The organism is Nocardiopsis sinuspersici (assembly GCF_001998325.1).
Taxonomy (GTDB): domain Bacteria; phylum Actinomycetota; class Actinomycetes; order Streptosporangiales; family Streptosporangiaceae; genus Nocardiopsis; species Nocardiopsis sinuspersici.
In genome coordinates, this window is the sequence record NZ_MCOK01000001.1 from 5,621,057 (window position 1) to 5,634,597 (window position 13,541).

The following is a 13,541-nucleotide window of genomic DNA, read 5'->3' on the forward strand; positions in this document are numbered from 1 at the left end:
GCGATGACCAAGGTGCGGACCTGCCCTGCCTGCTCGGACAGGGTGGCTGTGGGAGACGCCTTCTGCGAGGGGTGCGGCCGCCCCCTCCCCGAGGACGTCGGGGCCGTGCCCGCGGGGCACCCCGACTCGGTGCCCACGGCTCCCCAGGCGAGCATGTCCGGCGCGGCGCCGCCTGACGGCCCCGCCCCGGACGCGTCCCGCGGCGGCACACGTCCGGACCTGGTGCCGGGTGAGGGAGCCCCCACCGCACCGCAGGTGAGCCTGAACGCGGTGTCGGACGAGCGCCCGGGCCTGGTCCCGACCGAGGGCGCTCCGACGGCGCCGCAGGTGAGCCTGGCCGCCCCCCTCGCCACCCGGAGCGACCCGCCGGCACCGCCCGCCGGCCCCGGACTGTGCGTGTGGTGCCCCGGCCGGGTGGGCGACGGCTACTGCGAGAAGTGCGGCCTCCTCCAGCCCACCGGCCGCGACCACGTCGAGGTGCGCACGCACGCCGCCGTCGGCGTCAGCGACCGGGGACTGCGGCACAAGCGCAACGAGGACGCCATGGCGATCCGCGTGATCGACGCCGACGCCCCCCACGCGCCCGGAGTGGTCTGCGCGGTGGTCTGCGACGGTGTCTCCAGTTCACCGCGCTCGGACGAGGCCTCCCGGGTCAGCGCCGAGACCGGCGTGGCGGTTCTGGCGGAACGGGTACGCGGGGGCGCCGACCCCCGCGAGGCCACCGGGGCGGCGATGACCAGGGCCGCGGAGGCGGTCGCCGGGATCGCCGACTCGGCCGGCTCCGCACCCGCCTGCACCTTCGTCTCCGCGGTGGTCGACCCCGCCACGGGCACCGTCACCGTCGGCTGGGTCGGCGACAGCCGTGCCTACTGGCTCTCCGGCGGCCCCTCCTCCAGCGCCTCCGCGCTCCTGACCAAGGACGACTCCTGGAGCGAGGCGATGGTGCAGATGGGCACCCTCTCCCGGGAGGAGGCGATGCGCTCGGCCAACGCCCACGCACTCATCGCGTGGATGGGAGCGGACTCCGGAGAGATCGACGCGCACATCTCCACCGTCACCCCGACCGGCCCCGGCGCCGTCGTGCTGTGCAGCGACGGCCTGTGGAACTACTACCCCGGGGCACAGGACCTGACCGACGCCGTACCCGAAGCGGGCGCCAGACCCCGCGACGCCGCCCGCGCCTACGTCAGCCTCGCCCTCCGGGCGGGCGGCAAGGACAACATCACCGTCGTCGTCGTTCCCGTACCTCCAGGGGGTTCCCGTGCCGGACACGACTGACCGCGCCGCCCGTGCCGACGAGCCGGCCTTCCGGATCGAGGTCGACCAGAACAGGTTCCTGCCGATCGGCGCGCGCGAGGTGCACGCGATCGTCGGCGTCACCTCCCACGGCCCCGTGCCGACGGGCGCGTCGGTGAACGCCGCCGAGGCCGTCATCGTCGACACCTCGGGGTCGATGTACGGGGAGAGGCTCGACGCCGCCAAGCATGCGGCCCGGGCCGCCGTCGAGACCCTGCGCGAGGGTGTCCGCTTCGCGGTGGTCTCCGGCCACACCAGGGCCCACGTGGTCTACCCCGGCGACGGAGCGGGCATGGCGCGGGCCGACGACACCACACGCGCCGAGGCGCTGGCGGCCATCGGCCGCCTGCGCGCCGGCGGCGGCACCCGCATGGGCACCTGGCTGACCCGCGCGGCCGAGCTGTTCGCCACGGTCGGGGACGGTGTCAAACACGCCATCCTGCTCACCGACGGACAGAACAACGAGGCCGACGAGGACTTCGAGCGGGCCCTGAACCGGGTCACCGGCGCGTTCGTGTGCGACTGCCGGGGAGTGGGCACCGACTGGAAGGTCGACGAGCTGCGCCGGATCGACGCCGCCCTGCTCGGCGGAGGCCCCGGCGTCATCGCCGACCCCGGCGACATGGCCGCCGACTTCCGGGCGATGACCCGGGCGTCCATGGGCAAGGCCGTCGCCGACGTCGCGCTGCGCCTGTGGACGCCCCGGGGCTCCGTGGTGCGCCACGTCAAGCAGGTCGCGCCCACCGTGCGGGACCTCACCGGGCGCGAGGTGGAACGCACGCCCCAGACGGGCGACTACCCCACCGGTTCCTGGGGCACCGAGAGCCGCGACTACCACGTGTGCGTCGAGGTGCCGCCGGGCGATCCCGGCCGCCGACTGCGCGCCGGATGGGTGCGCGTGGTGCTTCCCGGGACCGACGGCGCTCCGGAGCGGGTCCTCGCCTCGGGCAACATCCTCGCGGAGTGGACGCCGGACGAGGGCAGGGCCACGGAGATCGACTTCCGGGTGGCCCACTACACCGGCCAGGCCGAACTGGCCCAGGCCGTTCAGGACGGGCTCGCCGCCCGTCGCGACGGCGACGACGACACCGCCACCACACGGCTCGGCCGAGCCGTCGCACTCGCCCACGAGTCGGGCAACGAGGAGACCGCGAGGCTCCTCGGCAGGGTCGTCGACGTGGTCGACCCCGTGGCCGGAACCGTTCGGCTCAAGCCCGGTGTGGCCAAGGTCGACGAGATGACCCTGGACACCAACTCGACCCGGACCGTACGGACCCGGCCCCGACAGGGCGGGCCGGACACCGGCGGTGCCCCCGTACCCGGGTAGGAGGGACCCATGCCGAGTTGCCCCTCCGGGCACCGCTCCACGGCGACCGACTTCTGCGACGTCTGCGGACTGCGCCTCCAGACCCGTTCCCCGACGCCGCCACCCCCGTCACACCGGCATCCGACCCCGCCGACGCCGCCCCTGTCCCCGGCGCGGGCCCCCGCTCCGCGCCGCCCGCCGAGCGGGCCCAGGGGAGGCCCCTGCCCCGAGTGCGGCACCTCGCGGGCGGGTCGGTTCTGCGAGGAGTGCGGGTTCGACTTCGCCTCGCAGTCCGGGAGCCACCAGCACGGGCAGCCGGGGGCGGAAGGCGCGTCGGCCGGACCGCGCTGGCGCGCGATCGTGGCCGCCGATCCCGCGTACTACCAGTACATGGTCGACCAGGGCATGCTCGACTCCACCCGGATCTCCTTCCCCGCGGGCAGCGCGCAGCGCCGGGTGGCGCTCACGGGCGACCGGGTGCACATCGGGCGGCGCAACGCCTCCCGCGGCTTCGTTCCCGAGATCGACCTGGGCGGGCCCGGCGGCGACCCCGCGATCTCCCACGTCCACGCGGTCCTGATCGCCAAGCCCGGCGGCGCATGGGCGCTCCTCGACCCGGGATCGACCAACGGCACCACGATCAACGGGACCGCCAATCCCATCGCCCCCAACGTGGAGGTTCCCCTGCATGACAGTGACCGGATCTACGTCGGCGCATGGACCGTCATCATCCTCCAGAAGGGGTGACCCCCGTTGACGTCCCCTGACTCCGACCAGGCGCGGCGGACCGGTGCGCGTGAACGGGGCGCCGCCGCCCGCCGCCGGCTGGACACCACCCCGGCCCGGGTGTGGCTGCTGACCACGGTGTGCGCGGTGGCGATCGCCGGGCTGTTCGGCTCGGCGGCCCTCACCCTCGGCCAGGCACGCGACGGCCTCGACGTGCTCGGGCGCGACGGGCCGCAGGCCGAGGCGACCACCGAGCTGTACCTGGCGCTCGCCGACATGGACGCCCGTGTGGCCGACATGCTGCTCATGGGCACCGCCCACGACCTCGGATCGGGCCGGGAGGAGGTACAGAAGCAGTACGAGGCCAGCCGGACACAGGCCGGCAAGGCCCTGCTACAGGTGGCCTCGCTGATCGAGGGCGACTACGTGGAGAAGTGCAAGGACGTGGAGGAGTGCAACGTCCGGGCCGTTCTGGCCGGGATGGGCGCCTACGAGGAGTGGGCCGCCGAGGCGCTCCTGCTCAACGACGAGGCACAGGCCCCGCCGGGGCGGGTGGACCGGGAAGCCTTGGAGACGTACCTCAGGGCCACGCGGCTGATGCACACCGAGCTGCTTCCCAAGGCGTTCAACCTGGGGCTGGACTCGTCGGCGAGCGTGCGCGCCAACCACGAGGAGCGCCAGGAGGCCGTCACGATCGGCCTGCTGTGGGTGGGCGCGGCCGGCGCGGTGACGGTCGCCGCGCTGGTCGGACTCCAGATGTACCTGCGTGCGCGGTTCCGCCGGCGGTTCAACGCCTCGCTGACCGCGGCGACTGCGGGCGCCGTCCTGCTCACCGCCGGGGTTGTCCTCGCCCTGGTCACCAGCAACGGCCACCAGCATGACGCCAAGGAGGAGGGCCTGGACGCGGCCATGTCACTCTCCCGGGCCGGGGCGATCACCACCGACATGCAGGTGTACGAGAGCCGGTACCTGGTCGACCCGGCCAACGCCGACAACTACCAGCAGGTGTACCTGGGGTGGGCCCAGCAGGTGCTGTCCCGCCCCGCGAACAACCTGGAGGCCTACTACGAGGCCGTCGACGAGGTGGCCGCCTCCTACCCGGACCTGCCGGGACCGGACAGGCCCGACCCCGACGACCCGGACCCGGGCACACTCGGCTACCTGGGGAGGAGCGCCCAAGAAGCGCTGCTGCCCGGACAGGGGGACGCGCTCGCTGAGGTGCTGGGCTCCTACAACGACCTCCAAGGCGAGGACCGGGCACTGCGCTCGGCCGCCGGGAGCGGTGACCTGGCCGGGGCCCTCGACATCCGCATGCGCGTCGCCCACATCGAGGACGGCACCTTCCGGACCTACGAGACCGCACTCGACGAGCTGATCGGCCTGCACATGGACGCGTTCGAGGAGGGGATCGAGCGCGGTGACGCGGTGCTCGCGCCCTGGACGTGGACGCTGCCCGTGGGGACGCTCCTCCTGCTCGTCCTCGTCGTGCTCGGGGTCCGCCCCCGGCTGGCCGAGTACCGCTGACGTCCGAAAGCCCGCGAGAGGGAACCGGGAGCCCCGGGAAGCCTCCGAGGGCTTTTCCGGAGGACACGACGAACACCGAAGAACCCGAGAGCCCCTGAGAGACAAGGAACAGGCCGATGAGGTCCCGCCACCGCCGTATCACCGCGGCCGCCCTGGCCGCCGTCGCGGTCCTCGGACTGCCCGCCTGCTCAACGGTGCTGGGCGAGCAGGAGTCGCTGGCCGACGCCACCTCGCTGACCGTCGGAGTCAAGACCGACCAGCCCGGACTGGGGCTGGAGGACGAGAACGGCGACATCACGGGCTTCGACGTGGACGTGGCCCTCTACATCGCCGACCGGCTCGGGGTGTCCGCCGAGGACGTGGAGTTCACCGGCGTCACCTCCGCCAACCGCGAGCAGAAGCTGATCGAGGGTGATGTGGACATGGTCGTGGCCACCTACTCCATCACCCCCGCACGCAAGACCCAGGTGACCTTCGGCGGCCCCTACTACGTCGCCAAACAGGACGTGCTGGTGCGTGCCGAGGACTCCGGCATCCGGGGCGTGCACGACCTGGAGGGCCTCCGGGTGTGCCAGGGCGAAGGCTCCAACTCCGCCGCGCGCATCACCGAGGGGCTGGGCATCAGCGTCCGGAAGACGGAGGCGCCCAGCTACAGCGCCTGCATCGAGGACCTCCGCGAGGGGAGGGTGGACGCCGTCTCCACCGACAACCTCATCCTGGCCGGCTTCCTCGCCGAGGACCCCTCCTCCTTCCACCTCGTCGACGAGCCCTTCACCGACGAGAAGTACGGCGTCGGCCTGCCGCGTGGCGACATCCGCGGCTGCGAGGCCGTCAACGACGCCATCAGCCGGATGTACCAGAGCGGCAGGGCCGGGGAGCTCCTGGACACCTGGTTCGGCGAGGCCGAGCTCAAGCTGGTGAAGAGTGTGCCCCAGTTCGAGGGATGCGTCTGAGAGAGGGACGGGTGTGCCCGTGGGAACGGAGGTGGAGAGGAGGACGGTCCGGCGGAGGCGGGGATGTGGCCGGGATCGGTCGGGTGTCCCCCACACGACTTCGGGTGTGGTCGAAGCGGGGTATATGGCAGATACTGATCCTTTGCAGAGCAACGGGGGGACAGGATAGGAGTCGTCCGTTGACCATCGTCGAGTTCCTGAACGCGCGTCTGGACGAGGACGAACGTGCGTCGAAGACCGCTCCCGCGGGAGCGCGCGGCCGGGACCGGGCGTTGGCGGAGGTCGCGGCCAAACGCAAGATCGTCCGCGGATACGTCGAAGCCCACAGCGTGAGTATGCGCAGTCTCGAACCGGTTCTGACCCCCGACACCCACTCCTCCTCCCACCTTCGCCCCGATCCCCGGCGGTCCGGCGGCGACCCCTGGTCGGAGCTGCTGGCCTGGCGGCTGGCGGTGAAGTACCTGGCGGGGGTGTACCGGGCCCATCCCGAGTACGACGAGTCCTGGGGGGAGTGACCCTCCGCCCGGTGGGGAAGGGCGCCTCCGGGAGGCGGCTGCCTCCGAAAAGAGGGGCGGGGATGCCCGGAAGCCGCTCTCCGGGCGCTCGCCGGTGGCCCGCGGGCAGCGGTGAGGCAAGGCGCGTCGGCCGTCGCGAGACGGTCCGGACGGCTCAGCCGGAGAGGGCCAGGAGACCGTCCACCGTCTCGGCGAGGTCCCGGCCGGAGACGTCCGGCGGGGCGAAGACCGGCGGGAAGCGCCCCTCCAGGTGGGAGGACCAACCGGTCACCAGCCGTGCGGCCCCGGCCCCGGCCACGTCCCAGCCGTGCGCGGTGACCAGGGCCAACCGCTCCGGGGGGACCCCCAGGGACCGTGCGGCGGCGTGGTAGGCGCCGGGCGTCGGCTTCCACTCGCGAGCGGGGCGTACGGCCAGCACGTCCTCCACAAGCTCCAGCAGGCCGGCGCGCTCCAGCAGGGTCCGGGGCAGGGCGTCGTCGTGGTTGCTCAGGGTCGCCACCCCCAGCCCGGCCCCGCGCGCCGCGAGCAGGGCGGCGGCCGCCTCGGGGCGGGGGTCGAGCCCGGCCATGCCCTCGATGACGGCGTCCTCGGCCGACGGGGCGATCTGGTGGCCGGTGATGTCCCTCAGCGCGCCCCGGGCCACGTCCTCGAAGGACCGGTCGACCGGGCGGGGGGCGCCGGAGCCGCCGGGATCGCCACCGCTCGCCAGGGCCAGGGCGAACGAGTCCCGTAGCAGGTGGGCCGACCAGCGGGCCATGAGCACCCGGGGGATACCGGCCTCCCGGAACCGCCACTCCAGGGGCGCCAGGGGGAAGAGGGTGTCGAGGACGTCGAAGACGAGGGCGGCCGGGCGGAGCGGCCGCCCGGCGGGGCGCTGGGACATGGACGCGGCTCCAGGGGGACGAAGGGGACTCCCGTACGGCTTCCTACCCACGCACGGGAGCCTCCAGCACCGTCCTCACCCGGCCCGTGGACGCACGCGGCCGTCGTCAGGGATTCAGGCGGGGAATCTGCTCGACCGCCCACGGGCTCAGCAGCCAGGGGGTCCGTTCGGCGACCGCCACCAGGTCCGGCCACTCCGCCCACGCGTACTCGGCTACCTCGGACGGGTCCGGATCCGGCGTCGGGGCCGTCGCCCCCTCCGCGCGGGCCCAGAACACCGGGCAGAACTCGTTCTCCACGATCCCCTCGGCCGACACCGCCCGGTACCGGAAGTCGGGCAGCGCGGGCCGCACCTCCGTGACGTCCAGCCCCAGCTCCTGCGAGACCCGGCGGCGCACGGCGTCCTCGAAGCCCTCGTCGGGGGCCGGGTGGCCGCAGCAGCTGTTCGTCCACACCCCCGGCCAGGTGGTCTTGTCGAGGGACCGGCGGGTGATCAGCACCCGTCCGTCCGGGTCCAGGACGTAGCAGGAGAACGCCAGGTGCAGGGGGGTGTCCCCGGTGTGCACCGTGGCCTTGTCGGCGACGCCCACACGCCGGTGGTCCTCGTCGAGCAGAACCACGAGCTCGCGTTGGGAACCGGTACTCGTCGCGGCGGCCGTCGGCTGCGTCACGGAATCTCCCCCTGCCGTGGGATCCGGGGACCCCACACGTCATCTGTCTGTCCTCTATGGTCACCTGCTCCCCGTACCGGTTCGTGCCCCACGTGGTGTCCGGATACGCATAAGGTGCTGATGGCTCCGAACCGGGAGCCGTGCTGTTCGCCGGGCGAACCGGGACACCGGGTGAGGACGGCGGCAGCGGTGTGGCGGCGACGCGGCGGCGGAGTGGTGACGGACACGATGACGGAAACGGACCAGGGGACACAGCGGGAAACCCCGGCGGACCCGATGGGGACGCGGTCGGAGCCGGCGGAGGGCATCGACCCCGACCGGTTGGCCGTGTGCCTGGACGTGCTCTCCCGCGCGGGCGGCCTCCCCAGCGACCACCCGGACTCGGTGGCCCTGCAACGGGCCACCGCCGGGCTGTTCAAGAGGGTCAAGGAACAGCGCCGCAAGGAGCGCCAGGCCAGGCGCAAGGCCCACGACCAGGCCGTGTTCGCGGCCACCGCCACCGCGGCGCCCGACCGGATCGACGACGAGACCAGCGGCCGCGCCCTCACCAGCGGGAGCGGCGGCGCCCTCGCGGGAGTGCTGCGCAAGGCCCGGCCCTGCTACGTCTGCAAGGAGAGGTACCGGGAGGTCGACGCCTTCTACCACCAGCTGTGCCCGACGTGCGCGGCGTTCAACAGGGAGCGCCGGGCCGCCCGTACCGACCTGACCGGGCGGCGGGCCCTGCTCACCGGCGGCCGCGCGAAGATCGGCATGTACATCGCCCTCCGGCTGTTGCGGGACGGTGCGCACACCACCATCACCACACGGTTCCCCAACGACGCGGTGCGCCGTTTCGCCGCGATGCCGGACAGCGCCGAGTGGCTGCACCGGCTGCGGGTGGTGGGCGTCGACCTGCGCGACCCCGCCCAGGTGGTGCGCCTGGCCGACTCGGTGGCGGAGCAGGGACCGCTGGACATCCTCGTCAACAACGCCGCGCAGACGGTGCGCAGGGCGCCGGCCTCGTACGGCCCGCTGCTGGAGGCCGAGGCCGAACCGCTGACGGGGGAGGGCCTGCCGGAGCCGCTGGTCCTGGGCGGTGTGCGTCCGCGCGTGCTGGAGGACGCCCCGGCCGGGAGCGTGGGCGGAGCCGCCTCGGAGGCGGGTACGGACGCTGGCTCCGACACGGGTGCGCCCACCCTGGCGCGGCACACGTTCACCCCGCGGATGCTCACGTCGTTGGCGCTGACCACGGGTGCGGCGTCGATGGAGAGGGTGCGCGCCGGGACGGCGATCGACGCGGGCGGACTGGTCCCCGACCTCGCGCCGGTGAACAGCTGGACGCAGCGGGTCGGTGAGATCGACCCCGTCGAGATGCTGGAGGTGCAGCTGTGCAACGTGAGCGCGCCGTTCCTGCTGGTGGACCGGTTGCGTCCGGCCCTGGCCGCGTCCCCCGCACGCCGTACCTACGTCGTGAACGTGTCGGCGATGGAGGGGGTGTTCGGGCGCGGCTACAAGGGCGCGGGGCATCCCCACACGAACATGGCCAAGGCCGCCCTGAACATGCTCACCCGCACCAGCGCCCAGGAGATGCTGGAGTCCGACGGCATCCTGGTGACCAGCGTGGACACCGGGTGGATCACCGACGAGCGGCCGCATCCGGACAAGGAGCGGCTGGCCGAGGCCGGGTTCCACGCGCCGCTGGACCTGGAGGACGGGGCCGCGCGCGTGTACGACCCCATCGTGCGGGGTGAGCTGGGGGAGGACCTGCACGGGTGCTTCCTGAAGGACTACGCCCCCGCCGACTGGTAGGCCGGAGCGGGTCCCGCCCCGGGACGGCGGCGGCCAGGGCGTCCAGGACCACACACCACTCGGCGAGGGGCCGGGAGGTCACCCGGCCCCGCCGCCGGGAGGGCGAGGGGCCGGGGCGACGGAGGCCCACGGCTAGGGTTCGAGCACGAGCCGGATCGGGGAGCCGGTCCGCTTCTCCAACTGCTCGACCGCCATCGGCGCCTCCTCCAGGCTGAGGGTGCCGCTGATCGAGCTGGCGAAGTCCACGCGGCCCGCGTTGACCAGCTCCACCAACTGGACGACGTGCTCGGGCTCGGAACCGTAGTGGCCGAGGATCTGCTGTTGCAGGTAGCTGAAACGCGTACCGTCCCTGACCTCCAGCGGCTTGTCGGTCAGGCCGACGAGCACCAGGCGGCCGTGCTCCCCGAGCACCCGGAGGGCCTGTTCGCGCACGGTCGGGACACCGGCGAAGTCGAAGGCGACGTTGAGCCCCTGCCCACCGGTCATCTCACCGACCGTCGACAGGAAGTCCGAGCCGGCCGGGTCCAGGGCCACGTCGGCGCCGAAGGCGAGCGCGCGCTTTCGGGCCTGGGGGTCCGGGTCGGCGGCGATGATCGGAGCCGCGCCCACCAGGCGCAGCAGCTTCACCGCGTGCGCGCCCAGGCCGCCCACGCCCCACACGGCGACGGCCTCGGCCGCTCCGACGTCGGCGGTGGACGTGACCGCCGCCCACGGTGTGGACACGGCGTCGGGGATGATCGCCGCCTGGTCGAAGGGCAGGTCGTCGGGGATCGGCACGAGGGTCTCCTCGTCGGCGAGCGCGTACTCGGCCCATCCGCCGTCGTAGTCCACGCCCCGGGTGAGCACCTTCCCGGAACGGTCGGTCTGCCCCGCCTGGAGGATCACCCGGTCGCCCACCTCGGGGTCCATGACGTCGGGTCCGATCTCCTCCACCACACCGGACACCTCGTGCCCCAGGGTGACCTCGTCGCCCTCCAGGTAGAGCGGTTTGAGGGTGCCGTCGATCAGGTGCACGTCGGACAGGCACACCCCCGCCGCCTTCACCCGGACCAGGACCTGGCCGCGGCCGGGGACGGGTCTGGGGACGTCCTTGAGCTCCAGGGTCCGGGTCCTCACGTTGAGCCGGGCCGCACGCATCGTGGCCATGGAGATCCTCACATCCGCTCTCGTCGAAGGTTCCTCATGGTCATCATCGGGGGAGGACGACCTCGAACGAAGCCGACACTTGGGACGAGGGCCGGATTCCGGTCAAGTGACCGATACCCCTCAGCCCCTCCGGACCCCCGCGGGGCCGGACCGAGGACGGGCCCGCCGACCAGGAGCCGGGGGTTCCACGGCCGCCCCTTCGGATCCACGGCCGTGGCACGCCGCCGCCCGGGCCCGGCCCACCCGCGGCCGGCGCCGACGACCCGTCAGCCGCCCGCCACCGACGGGAGCACGCGCACGTCAGCGCCGTCGTGGAGCGGCGCGGCCAGCCCGCCCACCGTGCGGCACTCGTCCTCGTCCACGAACACGTTGACGTAGCGGCGCAGCCGTCCCCGCTCGTCGCGGATACGCCGGTCCAGGCCCGGGTACCGGGCGGTGAGCGCGTCCAGCACCCCGTCCAGCGCGGTGCCGTCGTCGACCTCCAGCGGGACGTGGGCGGAGCCGTCGGCGTCCGCGCGCAGCAGCCCCGGCAGATGTACCGTCACCCGCATGTCACACCTCCGTGGCGCGGACGCACAGCACGTCGGGCAGGTGTCCGGCCACCTGGTGCCAGCCCTCCCCGCCGTCGGTGGCGGCGTAGACGTCGCCGGTACGCGTGCCGAAGTAGAACCCGGGCTCGTCCGCGCCGTCGGTGCAGGCGCCGTCGCGCAGCACGATCCCGAAGTAGGGGTCCTGCGGGAGGCCCCGGGTGAACGGCCGCCAGCTGCCGCCCCCGTCGTCGGTCCGGTACACCCCCAGCCGGTGGTCGGGCGGCAGGTGCACCTCCTGGCTGACCACGGGGAAGTTGAGCGCCGTCTCCGGCCGCCTCGGGTGGGCGACCATCGCGAACCCGAAGTCGGTGGGCAGGCCCTTCTCCACGGCGGTCCACCCCTGTCCGGCGGGATCCTCGCTGCGGTACACCCCGTGGTGGTTCTGGGCGTAGAGCACGCCGTTCGGCCCGGCGGCCACCTTGTGCACGCACTGCCCGTACTCGGGCTCCTCGTCGGGCAGGAACACCGCCGAGATCCCCCGGTTGGCCGGAGCCCAGCCGGCTCCGCCGTCACGGGTCTGGTAGACGCCGCCGGTGGACATGGCCACCGTCATGGCGTCCGGGGAGCGCTCACCGGAGCCCAGGATCCCGGGCAGGACCGTGTGGATCGCGCCGCCGCCCGCGCCGGGGTACCAGTCGGCGCGGTGGGGGTGGTCCCACAGGGCGCGGACGAGCTCGAAGCTCATCCCTCCGTCGGAGGACCGGAACAGGGCGTGCGGCTCCACCCCCGCGTACACGGTCCCGGGGTCGTCGCCGAAGGCGAACTGCCAGGCGCGGACGAGGGAGGCGTCGGTGTCCTCGGGGAAGGCGATGGGCGCGGAGGCGGGCTCGTGCCAGCTCAGCCCCAGGTCGTCGCTGTACCAGACGCTCGGCCCGAAGTGGGAGCTCTCCGCCCCGGCCAGGACACGACCGCTGTGCGGGTCGATCCCGACCGCGTACACGGCGCCCATGCTGGCGTAGTCCGCGGCGTCGAGCCGGTGGGGGCCGCTCACCTCCCACTCGCGCCGATCCTCGTTTCGGGCCGTGAAGAGCCCCTTACGTGTACCGATGACCAGGAGGTATGCCACGACCGACTCCAGTGTGGGAAGGAGGATTTCACTGTGACACAGGGCACCGACATTCGACGGAGTGCGCGCCGACACGGTGGGAGACACGGGTTCCGGTCGCTCGGGAAGGTTAATAGTTAGGAACCTGAAAGGTTTCCAGGAAGATGTTCAATGAACGCCGACCGGAAATGGTGTGCCCGCCGAAGGCATATCTTCCGTGAGGGGGGAACCACTTTCTCGGCAGGTGTTCACCGCGAAGTGGAAGGCGGTTGTCAGGAGAGGGCTCCTCTGCAATAAAATTCCGGGCCGACCGGTGCGCCCGTGTGGGACCGTCCTGTGCCCACCGGCCGCGTTCCCCACCACGAACAGGGCAGACGACTTCCCGCTATCCCGGTTCCCATGGCGCGTTTCAGGACTACCGTCCCAATATGGTCCTGAGTACCAGCGAGAACCGGGTCCCCACTCGATAGGGTCGCCTCATGCACCACCCCCCGGACACGCTCCACGCACGCAAACGCCGCAAGGCCCGGGCCATGATCGTGTCAGCAGCCTTCCAGCTCTTCGCCGAACACGGATTCGACAACGTCACGGTCGCCGCGATCGCCGAGCGTGCCGAAGTCGGCAGGACCACCTTCTTCAGGTACTTCGGCGACAAACAACAGGTGCTGTTCGCCGACGAGGAAGTCGAGGCCGACCGCATGTGCGCCCACATAGGGGAGAGGGCGCCCCGACCGCTGGGCGACGACCTGTGCACCGCGGTCGACCTGCTCAGGGACGCGGACGCCGCCACCAGGCCGCACACCGCGCTCTCGCCCGCGCACTCGGCCGTCCTGGCACGCCTGCTCCGCGAGAGCAGCGACCTGCGCTCCCGCTACCTCCTCACCCGGCAGCGGCGGGCCGCCAGGCTGGCCGGCGCGCTGGTGGAGGCGGGCGCGGCCGAGAACGTCGCCGTGCTCGCCGCCAACACCGCCATGGCCTGCGAGCTCACCGCCATGCGGTTGGCGGACAACCCCGAGGCCTTCCCCGTCCGGCTGGACGAGACCTACGGCCTGCTGCGCACCATCGGAGGGAAGACGGTCTCCTGACCGCGACGGCGGCG

General features: G+C 72.9%; 13 protein-coding genes. 8 read left to right on the forward strand and 5 right to left on the reverse strand.

From position 1 onward, the window contains the following. Positions 1 to 3 precede the first annotated feature (3 nt). The 6 genes from NOSIN_RS24300 to NOSIN_RS24325 all read left to right on the forward strand — a co-directional run bounded on the left by NOSIN_RS24300 (position 4) and on the right by NOSIN_RS24325 (position 6,320). Complete coding sequence (locus NOSIN_RS24300) at positions 4 to 1,278, forward strand: PP2C family protein-serine/threonine phosphatase (RefSeq protein WP_077692956.1); 1,275 nt, start codon at positions 4 to 6, stop codon at positions 1,276 to 1,278. Further along, on the forward strand, positions 1,262 to 2,623 hold the full coding sequence (locus NOSIN_RS24305; RefSeq protein ID WP_077692957.1) for a vWA domain-containing protein: 1,362 nt from the start codon (positions 1,262 to 1,264) through the stop codon (positions 2,621 to 2,623). Before NOSIN_RS24300 ends, NOSIN_RS24305 begins: the two co-directional genes overlap by 17 nt. A 9-nt stretch (positions 2,624 to 2,632) precedes the next feature. After that, entirely contained in the window at positions 2,633 to 3,349 is a 717-nt protein-coding gene (locus NOSIN_RS24310) for an FHA domain-containing protein (protein WP_077692958.1), read from the forward strand. A 6-nt stretch (positions 3,350 to 3,355) separates the two neighbouring features. After that, on the forward strand, positions 3,356 to 4,852 hold the full coding sequence (locus tag NOSIN_RS24315) for a hypothetical protein (RefSeq protein ID WP_143832994.1): 1,497 nt from the start codon (positions 3,356 to 3,358) through the stop codon (positions 4,850 to 4,852). A gap of 116 nt (positions 4,853 to 4,968) precedes the next feature. Continuing rightward, complete coding sequence (locus NOSIN_RS24320; RefSeq protein ID WP_077692959.1) at positions 4,969 to 5,805, forward strand: glutamate ABC transporter substrate-binding protein; 837 nt, start codon at positions 4,969 to 4,971, stop codon at positions 5,803 to 5,805. A gap of 179 nt (positions 5,806 to 5,984) precedes the next feature. Continuing rightward, complete coding sequence (locus NOSIN_RS24325; protein ID WP_077692960.1) at positions 5,985 to 6,320, forward strand: DUF6221 family protein; 336 nt, start codon at positions 5,985 to 5,987, stop codon at positions 6,318 to 6,320. Between the two features lie 154 nt (positions 6,321 to 6,474). Here the strand turns inward: NOSIN_RS24325 and NOSIN_RS24330 are convergent, their stop codons facing one another. Both NOSIN_RS24330 and idi read right to left on the reverse strand, forming a co-directional pair. Then, the gene (locus NOSIN_RS24330; protein ID WP_077692961.1) at positions 6,475 to 7,203 is read right to left on the reverse strand and encodes an HAD family hydrolase; all 729 of its coding nucleotides are present in this window, start codon (positions 7,201 to 7,203) and stop codon (positions 6,475 to 6,477) included. 106 nt (positions 7,204 to 7,309) lie between these two features. Next, positions 7,310 to 7,873 (reverse strand): isopentenyl-diphosphate Delta-isomerase, encoded by a 564-nt coding sequence (gene idi, locus NOSIN_RS24335; RefSeq protein WP_077692962.1) that lies wholly within the window; start codon positions 7,871 to 7,873, stop codon positions 7,310 to 7,312. 228 nt (positions 7,874 to 8,101) lie between these two features. Between idi and NOSIN_RS24340 the strand changes: the two genes are divergently transcribed. Beyond that, a complete protein-coding gene (locus NOSIN_RS24340; RefSeq protein WP_375539652.1) occupies positions 8,102 to 9,661 on the forward strand; it encodes an SDR family NAD(P)-dependent oxidoreductase in 1,560 nt (519 codons plus the stop codon). Positions 9,662 to 9,793: 132 nt separating this feature from the next. Here NOSIN_RS24340 and NOSIN_RS24345 read toward each other — a convergent pair whose 3' ends face one another. From NOSIN_RS24345 to NOSIN_RS24355, 3 genes are all read right to left on the reverse strand, one after another. Next, entirely contained in the window at positions 9,794 to 10,807 is a 1,014-nt protein-coding gene (locus NOSIN_RS24345) for a zinc-binding dehydrogenase (RefSeq protein WP_077692964.1), read from the reverse strand. A gap of 266 nt (positions 10,808 to 11,073) precedes the next feature. Beyond that, complete coding sequence (locus tag NOSIN_RS24350; RefSeq protein ID WP_077692965.1) at positions 11,074 to 11,358, reverse strand: MoaD/ThiS family protein; 285 nt, start codon at positions 11,356 to 11,358, stop codon at positions 11,074 to 11,076. A gap of 1 nt (position 11,359) precedes the next feature. Then, entirely contained in the window at positions 11,360 to 12,463 is a 1,104-nt protein-coding gene (locus tag NOSIN_RS24355; RefSeq protein WP_077692966.1) for a WD40/YVTN/BNR-like repeat-containing protein, read from the reverse strand. A 458-nt stretch (positions 12,464 to 12,921) separates the two neighbouring features. On the opposite strand from NOSIN_RS24355, the gene NOSIN_RS24360 reads away from it, so the two are divergent. Further along, positions 12,922 to 13,527, forward strand: coding sequence for a TetR/AcrR family transcriptional regulator (locus NOSIN_RS24360; protein ID WP_077692967.1), 606 nt, complete (start codon positions 12,922 to 12,924; stop codon positions 13,525 to 13,527). The last annotated feature ends 14 nt before the right edge of the window (positions 13,528 to 13,541 follow it).

What these genes read in the sequence shown, in the direction of transcription:
- NOSIN_RS24300 (WP_077692956.1), top strand. Translation starts at nt 4, where the DNA reads ATGACCAAGGTGCGGACCTGCCCTGCCTGCTCGGACAGGGTGGCTGTG.
- NOSIN_RS24310 (WP_077692958.1), top strand. Translation starts at nt 2,633, where the DNA reads ATGCCGAGTTGCCCCTCCGGGCACCGCTCCACGGCGACCGACTTCTGC.
- NOSIN_RS24320 (WP_077692959.1), top strand. Translation starts at nt 4,969, where the DNA reads ATGAGGTCCCGCCACCGCCGTATCACCGCGGCCGCCCTGGCCGCCGTC.
- NOSIN_RS24330 (WP_077692961.1), bottom strand. Translation starts at nt 7,203, where the DNA reads ATGTCCCAGCGCCCCGCCGGGCGGCCGCTCCGCCCGGCCGCCCTCGTC.
- NOSIN_RS24340 (WP_375539652.1), top strand. Translation starts at nt 8,102, where the DNA reads ATGACGGAAACGGACCAGGGGACACAGCGGGAAACCCCGGCGGACCCG.
- NOSIN_RS24345 (WP_077692964.1), bottom strand. Translation starts at nt 10,807, where the DNA reads ATGGCCACGATGCGTGCGGCCCGGCTCAACGTGAGGACCCGGACCCTG.
- NOSIN_RS24350 (WP_077692965.1), bottom strand. Translation starts at nt 11,358, where the DNA reads ATGCGGGTGACGGTACATCTGCCGGGGCTGCTGCGCGCGGACGCCGAC.
- NOSIN_RS24360 (WP_077692967.1), top strand. Translation starts at nt 12,922, where the DNA reads ATGCACCACCCCCCGGACACGCTCCACGCACGCAAACGCCGCAAGGCC.